Source organism: Nocardia sp. NPDC041819, assembly GCF_055590505.1.
The window spans coordinates 1-12875 of sequence record NZ_JBVJAP010000022.1 but is presented as its reverse complement, the minus strand read 5'-3'; the positions used below and the strand labels follow the sequence as shown (position 1 = coordinate 12875).

Sequence of the window (12875 nt, the reverse complement as noted above, 5' to 3'; positions counted from 1 at the left end):
CCGCCCTCGGGACAGCACTCGGCCGCCTCGGCGAGCCCTCGGCCGCGTCGTCGGCGGCGTGGGCAGCGGCGGGTGCCGCCGCACGGATGCCGCACGGATGCTGCACGATGCGCCGCTGCCGCCGTGGCCCGGCCGGAGCCTCGACGAAATCGCCTTGGAGCTCGACGGCGAATGCGAGTGGCTTGTCACAAATGGCGTCCTTCCCACCGACGTGGTCACGCGCAACCGCAGGCTTGCCGAGGCTGCGCTGCGGCCATCGGCACCGGTGTTCATGCACGGCGACCTGCAGGTAACCCACGTGTTCGTCGCCGGTCACGAGATCGTCGGCGTGATCGACTGGTCCGAGGCGGCCCAGGGCGATGCCTTATACGACCTCGCCACCTTGACGCTCGGGCATGAGGAGCGCTTGGACGACGTCGTAGCTGGCTACGGCACCGACGTCGACCTTGACATGATCCGCGCGGGGTGGTCGTTGCGAAGCTTGCTGGGAGTCCGCTGGTTGGTCGAGCACGGCTTCGACCCGTCCTCGCCAGGCTGTGAGGTCGACGTGCTGAGATCCCGGCTGTGAGGCTGCCCCGAGTTCTGCGACAGCTGTTCTGGCCGTGCCTAGTTCGGTTTCGGGGGCGGCGGTTCGAGGGCGAGCATCGTCGGGCTGTCCGGGGTGAATCGTGCAAGTCGCTCGGTTTGGTCTCGCTTCTGTCGTAGGAAGCCCAGTGTCAGATCGATGCCTTCGATCTGGCCGAGCCAGTCTTCGCGTTCGGCGCGATCCCGGCGGTCCAGAAGGTCTTTCTCGATTTCGTCGAGCCGGAACAGCATTTTCGGATTGATGTTCAGCATCGGGCAGCGGATACAAGCTTCTCTGAACTAACCTGGCCACGCCCAACCCGGTGACCCCGACCGCACGCTCATGCCGATGAGCGCGCGTTCGCTCGAGCAAGCTTGAGACTTGCTGTCGCGGTATCCAGGGTGCCTTAGAGCATGTCTCATGTCGCTGATTTTGCGAGTTTCTTGAAGCAGGTGAGTGCCGCAGCGAGGGTGAGGAAGCCGAGGAAGTGTGTGGCTTTGCGGTCGTAGCGGATGTTGAGCCGGTGGTAGCCGGTCAGCCACGATATTGTGCGTTCGATGACCCAGCGATGGCGGCCGAGTCGTTCAGACGATTCGATGCCTTTGCGGGCAATCCGTACCGCTATGCACCGATCGCGCACCCATTGTCGCAGCTCGATGGAGTCGTAGGCCTTGTCTGCATGCAGTTTGGCGGGCTTGCGGCGGCGCGGACCGCGCCGCGACCGCACGGCAGGCACTGCTTTCACCAGGGGTTTGAGTGCTTCGGCATCGTTGGTGTTTGCTGCCGAGATACCAACGGACAGTGGGATTCCCGCGCGATCGGAGAAGACATGGATCTTCGATCCGGACTTGCCCCGGTCGACCGGGCTGGGCCCGGTCATAGCGCCCCCTTTTTTCGCTCGCACCGAGGCCGCGTCGATCACCGCCCGGGACCAGTCGATCAAGCCCCGGCTACCCAGTTCGTCGAGCACCGCACGATGTAGACGACGCCACAGGCCGGCCTCGGTCCATGCGGAAAACCGGCGATGCGCCGTAGGCACGCTGACACCGAACGACGGCGGCAGCATTCGCCATACAACCGCTGGTCAACACGAACACGACCGCGGTGAACACCGCACGCGGGTCGGACGGGGCCGTTCCGCCGCCCTGCGGGCGCGCGGCGAAGCGCGGCAGTAGCGGCTCAACCAGTTCCCACAGCTTGTCGGGCACAAGACGTTTTGAGAATTCGCCGGTCACGAATCGAATATCATGCGGCACAGTGGTTCATTCACCACGTCGGGCGTCGGTTTACCACCAATATCGAGCGCATCCGATGTGTCGGGAAAGGGTGATTCGCCAATCCTGAGACCACCAACTCCTGACGGTAGGGTTGTCGAATGGAGGCGAAGAGCCCGAGCGAGTGTCCCCTACACGGAGCGGGCGTACATCCCACGTACCTGATCGGCCGACGCCTCGAGCGCGTGGTTGCATCGTGGCACCTCTATGATGCGCAGGCTCCGTCAGGCCCACTGGATGTGTGGCTGATCGACAACGAGGACTGGTCCACACACGTCACGACCGGGTCGGACTGGTGTCTGATCGTCGACACCTCGGTCCCCTACATGGGATACGACATGCAGGAGTACGGACGAGTTGAAGTGGCGCCGATCATCGACGAGACACCATTTGCAGATCACCTCGGCGAGACAGTTCTCGAGATACAGGAACAGACACACCCGCTCACAGGACGAGTCGCGCTGGAGATCATGTTCGGCTCCGGCGTCGTGCGATGCGAGAGCCGGTCCGGAGACCTCCGCCTCTATACCTGCCTCACCTGCTAGTGCGGTGTACAAGGGCCGGACTCCACTCGTTCCGATGCACCCACGTAAGACACCGTCTTAAGCGACTAATGCCTATGAGTACGTCTAGCGCAATGCCAACCAGGGCAGGGCGAGGCATGATCCAGCGCGGGTGCGCCATGCGCGAGCCTGCCTCTAATTCCGTCAGTTCGCGATTGTTAGCCGCCGATCCGGTCTCACCTCAGAGGAAGGTGTATGGCCCTGGATCTGCTGCGTTGAGGCGGCTGAGGTCCATCACGATGACGTAATTGGTCGGTATGTCCGAACTCTGGAAGTAGTCGTTCTGCTCGTCTAGAGTCTGGTTCTGGAATTCGAGCATCACCTCTACATAGTGGGGGAGTCTGGTAATGCGCTGACGCTCAAGCGCCGCAGAGTCGAAGTTGGGAAAATCAGGTGCCATCGTGTCGGCAGCCGGTTCCAATCTGGACGGCGCATCGACGTGACAGGAGTCTTCCAGCAGGCGCCAGTGCACGACGTCGATGAAGTCGCTGATCCCATCGGGGACCTCGCCGCCGATTGGGCGTGAGAACAGCATCGACCACGGCATTGCGTGCCGCAGATAACGGGGCGCGTAGTACTTTCGGTACCGCACGTCGTCCATCAGTCTCGCCACACGGTAACTCGATAACGCTGCGCATCCCCACCACCGCGAGTTCTTTGCACCCAACCGCACCACTTCCAACGACAAGCGGTTACCAAGGTTTTGGGCCAGAAGAGGTGGCCACGAGTGGTGTGGGAAATACGGGTTGTCGCACAACGCTTTCTGGTCGTAGTACACGCCGGAGCGGAGGAACGCTTCCTCGTCCCACCCGTTGTAGAAGATGTGGTACGGGAGGTAGCCAGGCCTATTGCATCCATTGAGAAGGAGGTCGATTTGACGGGCTTGAGTGCTCTCGACCTTGTGTGACAGTTCGGGGTAGGTGTGATGATAGATCCGTTTGGCCTGCACTCTCAGGCACAGCCAGCCTGTTGCGCGAGAGCCCACCCACCATTCCCAGTCAGCCCCTGCTGTTGACTCCTCATGCCCGTTTGGTTTACGAACGAGGATCGCTGGAAAGCGTTGATTGAGTTCGAACAGCACGTGATCGGTGATCGACTCTTCCTGTGGCGCTAGGCCGCTTGGTCGTCCGAGCTCGATGCGCCGCCATGTGTCGACCGCCAGAGCGTCCATCGTCGCTGCCAGATCCGAAGCCGGTTCCATGTACGGATCATGGTTTGTCGGCTCAGTACCGTTACAGCCCCATCTCATGCTTCACGGTACTGTGCGGTCCAGCATCGGCGTGCGCGACCACGGTTTCCAGCCAGTTTTGAACTTCAGGACCAACCAGCAGTGCCGCGATACCATACGAGACAACCCGGGTGATCTTTCCACGCGAGATCATCCCGTCGCGTTCCTCCTCTTCGTAAGAGTCGATGACGAGCGACGAATCGTGGTTCGCTGTCACGATTGCATCCAGAACCTGCGGCCGGTGTGCATCTGAAACGGGTCCGCCGCTCAGTCCGGCTGGTGCCGGGATGCTCAACTCTGCTGCAAAGTAGGACTGGCCGTTGGGCGCTTGATATGGAAAATGCCGCTGGTAGTGCCCCTTGAACAATCGCGGGACGCTGGTACTAGTTTCGGCGGGATACCCGAACGCGATGAAGTCGCCTCCGTCAACGAGCTGATCACGGACCTCTGAGTAGACGCCTGTCTGGGGCATTTTGGCGTCCTTCGATATAACGAGGGCGGCAAGGTCGATTGTCGAATGGCGGATGACCTGCTCCACTACGCGGGCGTCCTGTTCTATCGGTGAGCGGAACGCGAACGTGGCGTTGGCGACCTCGGGTACGCAGTGCGCCGCAGTCAGGATTACATACGGGCGCATGTACATTGCGCCCGTCCCGCTGAACTCCCATATCCCATTGGGAGGCGTGAAGTAGACCATCCCAGTTGCGAATCGTGGGAAGAAGTCGAGCGACATGGCACAACGCTACTCTTATCTCGGCTGAGACCCTCAGACAGTCGCGGTCATATGGGTGTTTGTACCCAGCAGCTGCTCAAGGCCGCGGAACCGACGCCGTTGCCCCGCCTACCACCGGGCACTGGATCCCTCGGCCGCCGCAGCGGGCGAACGCGCACTTATGTTGTACACCGATCGCTTCGGCCCTTTCAGAGAGTGTTCCCGGTGAACGGATCTGATCTCACCAGCGAGGTGCGTGTCCGCGGGCGTCGGCACCTTCTCGGCGTTTGTGCTGCGCTGGTGAGGATGCATCTCGGCGAGAGCCGTATTGGCGTCGGCGAGACCTGCGTAGCCACCACCGCGGCACGCAGACTCGCACAGTGATCTGCGGTAGACAGGGGTAGAGAGCGGGAGACTCCAACTATGCGACGAGTGGACGTGGACAACATGGCGGCGCTGAACGAGATCCAAGCCACGCCCGTCGGCGGAATCTTGGGTGATGAGGACCTGGCCGACCGGCTGCGCGAGGCGGGCTGCTGGGAAGTCGCGCGCGTCGTCGACGAGGTGCGGCGGTGATCACCGCACCCGATCTGGATAGCCTGCTGGCGCAGTGGGTCCGCGACCGACGCGGACCTCTGCTCGCGCATGTCGACGGGGCGCGGGCCGCGGTCGCTTCGGCACCGAGACTGCCCGGCGCCCCGGGCAGGCCGGTCGCGGTCTGCACCGACCGGTGGTTGAACTCGCTACCGGCACATACGCCCGAGGCGCCGGCCCCCTACGCTGTGTCGCGCGACGGCGACCGGCGTCTCGTGCACGTCACGGCCCCGACCGGCGAGTGGACCTATGTCGTCGACCCCGAACATGTCATCGATCCCGGATTTCTGCGGCAGGCAGACCTCTGCGGCTGGACGCTGCGGCGGCTGGACTGGGCCGTGCGAGGATGAGCGCGAGCAAGGCTGCGGTGGGGTGGGCAGAGCTGAATTTCCGTCATCGGCTCTATCTGTCGACGATCTACGACTTCGACCGGGCCGTTGAGGCTGAGGTCGAGCGGCAGTCGGCGCGCTCGGCTACGTTCTCGATGCAGCAATCCGACCATCCGTGACGCGGCGAGCAGCGGGCATGGTGCGGGCGCGATCGCCACGTGCCGCCGCGTCGACGCGGCGGCGGCACGTTTCGTTCCCGCACCGTAAACACCCTCTACTCTTCGGTTTTAGATAGGGCTCAATTTCTCCGATCACCCACTACAAACGCTGCGATGCAACACGTGTCCACGACGGTTCATTCCGAAGAAAGGGCGGCCGGGAAGCCACCTTCACGCCGGTGGGGCGCTCGTAGATGACGATCGAGTCTGCTTCGATCAGCCAGCGGCCACCAGCGATCGGCGCATCGGATGTCTCCATGTAGATCTCGATAGCGGCGCGCGGGTAGGTGGCGTCGGACGTCGTTTGTGCGGCTTCGCCGACGGTGCCGGTCGACGATCGCGGGCCCTGTACGGACGGGTCGGGCCATCCGCTGTGCTCGTGGTCGCCGGTCTTGCGCGCGGTGCGCACGCCGCGCGCGGATCTGCCCAGTGCGGTGAGCGCGGCCACGTTGCCGCTGACCTCCTCGGCATGCGGAAGCACCGCCAGGCGCCGGTTCGCGCGCCGGACCAGATCCTGCTCACTTCATACACGTTCGGGGACGGGACTCCTTCGTATCAGGAGCCCGCAGTGTCAACAACCTCCGTCAGGTTTAGAGCTAGCGGCGCTCATAGTCGACCCCCGCATCGCTGATATGAGACCAGTGCAAGACCCGGCTGCGACGCGATCATTTTCTCGCGACTGAATCCGGATCGCGATTGTTGTAGTACAGCGTGTCGTGCACTCGCAGGGCTTGTCGCAGGGAGGGGCATGTCTGTGCTTTCCCAGCCACAGGACAGGCGGTAAGTGCTCGGTCATGGCCGAGCAGCCGCATCCAGCCGCAGTCCGCTCCGTACTACCCGACAGTCTTATCGTCTCCCGATTATGCCCATGTAGTTGCCGTACTCGGAGCAGCCGTTGTTCGTTGCGGCTGCTGTTCGCGGTTGAATCAGGGGGGGTGGTGGATTCTGCGGTGGTAGCCGTGCTCGCGCCGTTCCAGGCTTCTGGGCGGATCGATTTTGCGGCATTGACCGATTACTTGCAATTGATCGCGTCTGCGGGGGTGGGCACGATGACCGGTCGGCGCGTGCCGCCCCCGGGATACACCGGTTCGATGTGGCCGTTCGGCACGGCCGAGCAATGGGAATGGGCGAAGCCGTAGCCTACGCACTGCGCGAGCAACCCACCGACACCGCGCCCAAGCCGGGTCCCGGCGTGGCACTGACCATCCGCCCACACCGTGCGCGCCTTGGACCGCCTCGAACGCGTCCACGTCGACCAGGACGTGCTCGGCTGGGTGTTCGCCAAGATGTCGGGCCGCAGCAGCTGATGCCTTTGGTATGACTAGCCCCGCGGCGATATCGCGCAGGCTGTCGTTGTTGCTGCGCAGGTGCAGCGCCATGGGTGGCGTCGTCGACGACGACGACGGCGCCGCCGCCGCCGCCGATTTTTGCTGGCGCACTCAATAGCCCATAAAATTAGACAGCATCGCGAGATTGTCATCGCTGGAGGTACGGTTCGTTCTGCAGCACAGTCTGATTCGATGAAAAGGTGTTCGATGGCAGATGGTAAGTTCTCGGCAGCAACTAAAGCGTTGGTAGCGGCGTGCGCTGGCTACATGTGTACCAACCCCGACTGCAACCGGCTACTCGTGGGCCCGGAAGTCAAGACCGGAGACACGCTGCTCAAGAGCAACATCGGGAAGTTCGCGCATATCCAGGGCAGAGAGCTCGGAAGCGCTCGACACAACGAGGAAATGACGGACGGACAGCGATGTGATCCGGCCAACGCGATCTTCCTGTGCGGTGTCTGCCACGATCTTATCGACAACAACGGCGGCCCTGGATACTCGGTGGCGCTGCTAACTCAATGGCGCGACGAGCACACTGCCAAGGTTCGACGGCTCCTTGCCAGTCCCCGCCTCCCCCTTTTGCCCGAACTGATGAGACTTGAGCACAACGCGAAAGTTGTTCAGCAGGTGTTCGATATCCTTGCCGACAAGCGATCGCTGCACTACTCGGTCGACATGGAATTCTGGGCCCACGTGATCAAGTCCCTGCGAGACTTGCGATCCGAGATGAACCGGGCTCTGCGCGAGACCGCCGACGACGATCGGTTGCGAAAAGATCTGGAAGCCATCCGTGCCGCAGCACGAAACGTCATGAAGAACGTGATCGTCGAAGACAACGGATGGCCGTGCAAAGGCGAGATTCACGCGAATCAGCACCTGGACGTCATGCGCGAAGAAATCGGCTCCATTGTGCACCGCCTCGCAAAGACCTACAACGTCCCGGTCCCCCATGAACTACAGCATCCAACCTGGACGCTCGGCGTCGGACTCGGCCGTCCCTGAGCTGCAGGCATTCCCGCGCGCGGCTGGGTCGTGGCTACGATCTCACTCGTACCAGTGAGGAAGGCTAGGCCGCCACGTCCGGCTTCGGTGCCTCAGACGGACGCTGGACACATAAAAATTCGGCGGCATAACTCGGAGCTGTAGCCGACCACAAGCACCTACGGCGCGGAACCCAGATGGGTGGCCCGCCACGCGTCGAGGGGTACGCCTTTCGCCTTGGCCGAACTTCTTTGCACTTTGCAAGTCGAAACGAGAAGTTCACTCCAACTACAGGTGGTTCCGGGTGGGGAGCACATCGACATCCACGCCAGCACCCGTCCAGCCTCGCAGGGGAGGGCCTCGTGCGGTCCATCCTGTGCTATGCGGCTACCGGATGGTCGGTTGTTCGTCGGTTTGCTGGTGTCTAGGGTCCGGTGTTGACCTGACCCCGTGAGGTCGGTCCGTCGTGAGCGGTCCCCGATGACGAGCCCACCCGGGAATCGAACACTACGTCGGCACGCTCTGACTCAGTGCCAGCCGAAGCTGAATGGCGAGTGCAGGGTTACTCGTCTTCGCCGTCGATCGGTTCAGTGATCCACTCGGGAGGCACGAGGGCCTGATTGTTGCTGTAGCGCCAGCGTTCGACGACGTGGTCACGGAAAAGCGGGTCGGCCAGGTCGGCGTGTTCGACGACGATGACCTGAAGGGCACCGTCGAGGGCCCGGGTGGTGTCGACGATGATCTGGTAGACCTTCAGCAGGTGGCTGAGGTCGCGCGTGGGCTCGCCGTAGTCGGGCGGGAAGTACACCTGGGACGGCTGGTCGAGGATGAGCATCCGCGGGACGGGGCTGCGGTGCTCGCTGAACCACTCGTGCAGGCTCAGTAGCGTGGCGACGTGGTAGCCGAGGTGGTTCTCGGCGCTGCCCATGTCAGCGAGCCGGACGGGGCCGTCGTTGGTGTCGGCGACGACGGTCAGCCGGTTGATGTCGAGACGGATGGGCGCGTCCGCGTGGTCGAGTTCCAGCGCGGCCGCCTTGGTGCGGATGTTCTGGCTGATCAGTGACAGATAGCTGGTGAGCCGGTCATCCTGGGAGTCGTCGCTGAGCAGGCCCTCCAGTTCAGCGATCTGCCGCTGGAGGTCCCCGCGCCGGTCCTCGACCTGTGGGACGCTAACGTGTTCGGCGGTGGTGTCGAGGTAGAAACTGATCCGGCCACGCACATGAGCGGCGCGCTGCGCGTCGTCCGGCTCCTGCTGCAGCGCGCGCAGCCCGGCGCTGATCTCGTTGATTTCGTCCTGGTTGCGGGAGAGAGCTGCGCGCAACCGCTGCAGTTGCTCCTCTTCCTGCGCGAGCTGCCGTTGCAGGGCTGGAGTGTCGCTGCCGATGACCTGGAGGTCGCCGTCGAGGCGCTCAAGGTCGTGCATGATGGCGGCCACCGTGCTGTTGGCCGAGGTGATCGGGCTCTCGCACACCGGGCAGTGGCCGGCCTGGGAGGCGTCCCGGTCCACCCGCATCAGCCCAAGGGACGCGAGGCGGGTGCGCTGCTCGCGTGCTTGTCCGGTGAAGTCGTCGTTCTCCTCGAGCGCGCGTTTGAGGTCGGCGATGCGAGCCCGGGACTGTCCCATGGCACGGCGCAATTGAGCACGGCGGCCAGTGGCGGCGGCCAGCGGATCGCCGTCGCTGTCGTTGCCCGCTCCGGGCTCGAGCTGGATCCTGCCTTCGAGGGCGAGGCGGAGCAGGCTGGGAACTTCCTCGGCGGTCGGCTCGCTGTCGCGACGTGGAATCAGCCCTGCCTCGAGCGCCTCGGTCAGCAGGGCTCGGGCCTGGCCTGAAGCCGGGCCGAGGGCGCGGCCTTGGGCGAGTTTGGCCTCGAGGTCGGAGAGGTCTCGGTGCAGCAGTCGCCACCGGTTGCGCAGCGCAGCCTGTTCGGGGTCGACGGCACCGAGGAAGTACGGGATCACACCGCGAATGGTGTTCGGGCGCCACTCCTCGCCCTGGGAGTGGAACAGCAGATCGGGGTTGGCGACCTCGTTCTGTGCCTGGAAGCAAAAGTACAACGCATGGCGGATCGAGGGGGCGGTGGTCTGGGCGCGGGCGACCGCGGGAACCCTGACGGTCCGGTCGATCCCGGAGAAGTCGCTGAGGAGGTCCTTGGCGACGTCCAGCGGCGTCGTGAAGGACAACTCCTCGAGCGGGGGAGGCGGGGTGCCGGGGGCTTGGGACAGGATGCACAGCACCGTGCTGACAGCTACTCCGCGCTCGGGAGCACGCCGAGCCACAAAGAGCTGCTGGCCCGGTTTGACTAGGGTGACGGCGTAAGTGCCCACATACTTGCGGACTTCGCCGGCCTTGACGGGGTAGTCGGAGCTGGCCAGGCAGTAGTCGATGATCGTCAGCACCGCGCTCTTCCCACGCCGGGAGTCGCCCGTGACGATGTTGAGGGTGCCGACGTGGAAGGGGACCGTGCGGACCTGTCCGGGCTGCTTGCCGTAGACGGTGACCGCCCGGATCTGAAAGGTCACGCTCGAACTCCCAGGAGCGTCAGAACAGTGCTGATGCTGCCGGTGCTGGGCAGCCAGCGGCCGAGTTGTTGAGCAGCCTTCTGAATCGCGGTGTGCTGTTCGGGGCCGTCCTCAACGGCCTTCACGGCCCGCCGTGGCACGGTCAGCCCGGAGCCTTGCAGCCTGAGCACCCCGCTCTGCAGGGCAAACAGCAGCCCCGGCCGTACGACGGTGGCGAGGGTGGTGGCGTTGAAGCCCATTGCTACGCGTACGGCCTCGTTCTCATCGAGCCAGCCCATCAGTCCCGTTCTAGTGGTGGCCGGTAGGACCGCTCGGATGGACGGCTGGAAGGCCATGACCGCAGCGGTGATGGCGACCGGAAGCGGGCAGGGGACGCGGTACTTCGTCTCGTAGCCCTGCACGGCCCGGACGCACACGAGTGCGGTGAAAGCCGGGTTGAACAGGGCGCGCTCCTCGCGACTGAGGTCAAGCTCGGCCATCAGCGGCTCCGGTCGGCTCCAGCAGAGTTGCCAGGCGGGCAGTGAAGTCCGGGTGCCAGCCGACCTGCAGCTCATCGGCGAGCATCTGGTATGAACCCTTGGTGATGAACACCTCTTCACAGCCGGGCCGTATCCGCATCCGGGCGTCGCGGTCGACCCACCGGTAGATCAGCTTGGCTTGACGCTTCATCTCTTCTTCGGTGGCCTCGTCGCCAAGGTCCTCGCGCATCTCCGCGAACCGTGACTGCCATTCCTCCACGAGCCTGCGTTCATAGGCGCCGATCTCCCCGGTACGCACCAGGTTCTCGTTCGCCCAACGGGAGCGCTGGGCAAAGGCCCGCACCCAGTCGCGCACCGCGTAACCGATCCGCTCCGCGCCCACGTCGATCAGCCGCAGCTGGTGGACGAAAACCTTGTCGGCAGCATCGACGGCAGCCGGGTCCGCATCTGTTAGCGCGAAGATGTCGGGGTCGATGGGCAAGTTGTGTTCACCTATCTGGTTCCGCAGATCGGTGAACAGCTCATCGAACTCGGCGCCGGTCACGGGATCCGATCCCGGGGAACTCATCTGGACGGACGCCCGCTCGAAAAACCAGCCCTCCAGGCGCTGAAGAAAGGACTCGGCGAAGCGCCGCTCGACAGCCAGACTCGCATAGCCCAGCAGATCGTCCCTGATCTCGTCCATGCCCGGCGCATCACCGATAACTTCTATACGGCTGATGAGCTCCGCCCGGCGTCGCTCGTCGAGAGCGTCGAATGCGTCGAACGCCTTGGCGAGAACCTGGCTCTTCGATGACCGCCGGGCCTGGAGGAGGAGGTCGTTGGCGGCCTGTTCGTCGCGGTGCCCGCTGGTCTCAGGCTGCAAAAAGAACCCCGCGCTGCTGTCAGGCAGCTCTGCGGTGGTCATCAGGTAGAGGCTTGTCTCGGCAAGGTCGATGCGCTTCTCGGTGACGGCCTGCGACCAGACCCTGATCGTCTTCCAGAGGTCCGGCGACAGGTCGGTCAGCCTCACGCTGTCGGCCCGCTTCTTCAGCTGGGTCAGCTCGGTGCGCGACCTGATGAGGGCCTGGACATCGTCCGTCGCCTCAATCGCCACACTCCACTCGATCCCGCCCCTGGAGAGCTCCACACACCGCTGGAGAGCCACACGCAGTTGGTAGAGGTAGCCAAGCGCTGACGCCGATGCCTCGAAGGGATTCCCAGGGCTGCTCATGCCACCACCGCCTCCCTCTGGTTACCGAATACAGCGATCATTCCATGAGCGCGCCACTGGTAGAACACGGATCGCCGAACTCGTCTCCTGTTGCGGGTGCTGGCCAGCCGCCCGTAATAGCGGCGCTGGCTGCGATGACGGCCCGCGAATCAGCGTGAGGCGGTAGCGGATCGGTGTTCAGATGTTCTCGATGCGATGATCACGCACCGACCATCGACACCACCTTCCCACCCGTCGAGGCCGGAAGCTACGCATCAGAATGGCTACGACATGCGAGGAAGCCCGACTCGCAACCCCATCCGGGATTCAAACGCCTCGCCGACCGCCGGAATGCCGTCATCCATTCGGGGGCGCGCGTTGAGCCCACGCAGGCGTGTGAGGCCGTCGAGGTGGCATATAGCATCGGACATCTTGCCATCGCATCGAACCAACGCGAGCGGTGCAGTTAGCCTGCCGCGCACGGTGATTCGCCAGGACGCGGGGACCAGACCCTGACTGAAGGCCCCGCACGGAACGATGCAGCCGCCGCACCGTAAGGGACCCGGGGGTAGGGCGGCATCGGTCGGACGCTCTCGCGCCTAGGTACATCTTCGTCGGGTGACGAATCGACCGCGCGGCCGGGGGTGTCCGGCCACTGCTGCCGGGATTGACACCGGCAACCGCTCGGGGCTGTCGACCAGCGATGGGTCCTCGAGGGACAGCGCCGCGGTCTCGCTGCGGCGCAGTGAGGCGGCGAAGGTCATCGCAAGCGCGCCGATGTCGCGGCGCGGCGGCGGTCCTGCTCGCACTACTGTGGGCCGCGCTGTGGCTGCGCACCCACACCTACCGCAGCGGCGGAACCCTCTACTACACCCACGCCCTCGCCGAAGG

General features: G+C 64.1%; 16 protein-coding genes. 8 read left to right on the top strand and 8 right to left on the bottom strand.

Going from position 1 to position 12875, the window contains the following annotated elements; all coding sequences use genetic code 11:
* The first annotated feature begins 97 nt into the window (after positions 1–97).
* Complete coding sequence (locus ACZ6DL_RS34740; RefSeq protein ID WP_466057593.1) at positions 98–568, top strand: phosphotransferase; 471 nt, start codon at positions 98–100, stop codon at positions 566–568.
* 38 nt (positions 569–606) lie between these two features.
* Here ACZ6DL_RS34740 and ACZ6DL_RS34735 read toward each other — a convergent pair whose 3' ends face one another.
* Positions 607–837 carry a hypothetical protein gene (locus tag ACZ6DL_RS34735; RefSeq protein ID WP_466057591.1) on the bottom strand — a complete coding sequence of 77 codons (231 nt, stop codon included), beginning with the start codon at positions 835–837 and terminating at the stop codon, positions 607–609.
* Positions 838–983: 146 nt separating this feature from the next.
* Positions 984–1800, bottom strand: a protein-coding gene (locus ACZ6DL_RS34730) for an IS5 family transposase (protein WP_466057590.1) whose coding sequence is annotated in 2 segments (ribosomal slippage) — positions 984–1638 and positions 1637–1800 — 819 coding nt in all. Because the reading frame shifts where the segments join, the coding sequence is not laid out codon by codon here.
* 140 nt (positions 1801–1940) lie between these two features.
* Here ACZ6DL_RS34730 and ACZ6DL_RS34725 point away from each other — a divergent pair.
* Positions 1941–2384 (top strand): hypothetical protein, encoded by a 444-nt coding sequence (locus tag ACZ6DL_RS34725; protein WP_466057588.1) that lies wholly within the window; start codon positions 1941–1943, stop codon positions 2382–2384.
* A 199-nt stretch (positions 2385–2583) separates the two neighbouring features.
* On the opposite strand, the gene ACZ6DL_RS34720 is transcribed toward ACZ6DL_RS34725, so the two are convergent.
* Together ACZ6DL_RS34720 and ACZ6DL_RS34715 are read right to left on the bottom strand one after the other, a co-directional pair.
* Entirely contained in the window at positions 2584–3603 is a 1020-nt protein-coding gene (locus ACZ6DL_RS34720) for a DUF6615 family protein (RefSeq protein ID WP_466057587.1), read from the bottom strand.
* Between the two features lie 31 nt (positions 3604–3634).
* Positions 3635–4363 carry a trypsin-like peptidase domain-containing protein gene (locus tag ACZ6DL_RS34715; RefSeq protein WP_466057585.1) on the bottom strand — a complete coding sequence of 243 codons (729 nt, stop codon included), beginning with the start codon at positions 4361–4363 and terminating at the stop codon, positions 3635–3637.
* Positions 4364–4765: 402 nt separating this feature from the next.
* On the opposite strand from ACZ6DL_RS34715, the gene ACZ6DL_RS34710 reads away from it, so the two are divergent.
* From ACZ6DL_RS34710 to ACZ6DL_RS34700, 3 genes are read left to right on the top strand one after another with little or no spacing between them, the layout of a single operon-like run.
* Positions 4766–4918, top strand: coding sequence for a hypothetical protein (locus ACZ6DL_RS34710; protein ID WP_466057583.1), 153 nt, complete (start codon positions 4766–4768; stop codon positions 4916–4918).
* A complete protein-coding gene (locus tag ACZ6DL_RS34705) occupies positions 4915–5286 on the top strand; it encodes a hypothetical protein (protein ID WP_466057581.1) in 372 nt (123 codons plus the stop codon). Before ACZ6DL_RS34710 ends, ACZ6DL_RS34705 begins: the two co-directional genes overlap by 4 nt.
* Positions 5283–5444, top strand: a complete 162-nt coding sequence (locus ACZ6DL_RS34700) for a hypothetical protein (protein ID WP_466057579.1) — start codon at positions 5283–5285, stop codon at positions 5442–5444. Before ACZ6DL_RS34705 ends, ACZ6DL_RS34700 begins: the two co-directional genes overlap by 4 nt.
* 139 nt (positions 5445–5583) lie before the next feature.
* Here the strand turns inward: ACZ6DL_RS34700 and ACZ6DL_RS34695 are convergent, their stop codons facing one another.
* A complete protein-coding gene (locus ACZ6DL_RS34695; RefSeq protein ID WP_466057577.1) occupies positions 5584–5931 on the bottom strand; it encodes a hypothetical protein in 348 nt (115 codons plus the stop codon).
* 454 nt (positions 5932–6385) lie between these two features.
* On the opposite strand from ACZ6DL_RS34695, the gene ACZ6DL_RS34690 reads away from it, so the two are divergent.
* From ACZ6DL_RS34690 to ACZ6DL_RS34680, 3 genes are all read left to right on the top strand, one after another.
* Positions 6386–6622, top strand: coding sequence for a hypothetical protein (locus tag ACZ6DL_RS34690; protein WP_466057575.1), 237 nt, complete (start codon positions 6386–6388; stop codon positions 6620–6622).
* Positions 6623–6800: 178 nt separating this feature from the next.
* A complete protein-coding gene (locus ACZ6DL_RS34685; protein WP_466057573.1) occupies positions 6801–6929 on the top strand; it encodes a hypothetical protein in 129 nt (42 codons plus the stop codon).
* An 89-nt stretch (positions 6930–7018) separates the two neighbouring features.
* A complete protein-coding gene (locus tag ACZ6DL_RS34680; protein WP_466057571.1) occupies positions 7019–7813 on the top strand; it encodes a hypothetical protein in 795 nt (264 codons plus the stop codon).
* Positions 7814–8354: 541 nt separating this feature from the next.
* Here the strand turns inward: ACZ6DL_RS34680 and ACZ6DL_RS34675 are convergent.
* The 3 genes from ACZ6DL_RS34675 to ACZ6DL_RS34665 all read right to left on the bottom strand — a co-directional run bounded on the left by ACZ6DL_RS34675 (position 8355) and on the right by ACZ6DL_RS34665 (position 11888).
* Positions 8355–10190, bottom strand: a complete 1836-nt coding sequence (locus ACZ6DL_RS34675; RefSeq protein WP_466057570.1) for a DUF3732 domain-containing protein — start codon at positions 10188–10190, stop codon at positions 8355–8357.
* A gap of 119 nt (positions 10191–10309) precedes the next feature.
* On the bottom strand, positions 10310–10792 hold the full coding sequence (locus tag ACZ6DL_RS34670; RefSeq protein ID WP_466057568.1) for a three component ABC system middle component: 483 nt from the start codon (positions 10790–10792) through the stop codon (positions 10310–10312).
* Positions 10779–11888, bottom strand: a complete 1110-nt coding sequence (locus tag ACZ6DL_RS34665; RefSeq protein ID WP_466057567.1) for an ABC-three component system protein — start codon at positions 11886–11888, stop codon at positions 10779–10781. Before ACZ6DL_RS34665 ends, ACZ6DL_RS34670 begins: the two co-directional genes overlap by 14 nt.
* Positions 11889–12875 lie beyond the last annotated feature (987 nt).

Bases quoted from the DNA above. Each gene is read 5' to 3' on its own strand.
- ACZ6DL_RS34740 (WP_466057593.1), top strand. From the start codon at position 98: ATGCTGCACGATGCGCCGCTGCCGCCGTGGCCCGGCCGGAGCCTCGAC.
- ACZ6DL_RS34735 (WP_466057591.1), bottom strand. From the start codon at position 837: ATGCTGAACATCAATCCGAAAATGCTGTTCCGGCTCGACGAAATCGAG.
- ACZ6DL_RS34725 (WP_466057588.1), top strand. From the start codon at position 1,941: ATGGAGGCGAAGAGCCCGAGCGAGTGTCCCCTACACGGAGCGGGCGTA.
- ACZ6DL_RS34720 (WP_466057587.1), bottom strand. From the start codon at position 3,603: ATGGAACCGGCTTCGGATCTGGCAGCGACGATGGACGCTCTGGCGGTC.
- ACZ6DL_RS34715 (WP_466057585.1), bottom strand. From the start codon at position 4,363: ATGTCGCTCGACTTCTTCCCACGATTCGCAACTGGGATGGTCTACTTC.
- ACZ6DL_RS34710 (WP_466057583.1), top strand. From the start codon at position 4,766: ATGCGACGAGTGGACGTGGACAACATGGCGGCGCTGAACGAGATCCAA.
- ACZ6DL_RS34700 (WP_466057579.1), top strand. From the start codon at position 5,283: ATGAGCGCGAGCAAGGCTGCGGTGGGGTGGGCAGAGCTGAATTTCCGT.
- ACZ6DL_RS34685 (WP_466057573.1), top strand. From the start codon at position 6,801: ATGACTAGCCCCGCGGCGATATCGCGCAGGCTGTCGTTGTTGCTGCGC.
- ACZ6DL_RS34680 (WP_466057571.1), top strand. From the start codon at position 7,019: ATGGCAGATGGTAAGTTCTCGGCAGCAACTAAAGCGTTGGTAGCGGCG.
- ACZ6DL_RS34670 (WP_466057568.1), bottom strand. From the start codon at position 10,792: ATGGCCGAGCTTGACCTCAGTCGCGAGGAGCGCGCCCTGTTCAACCCG.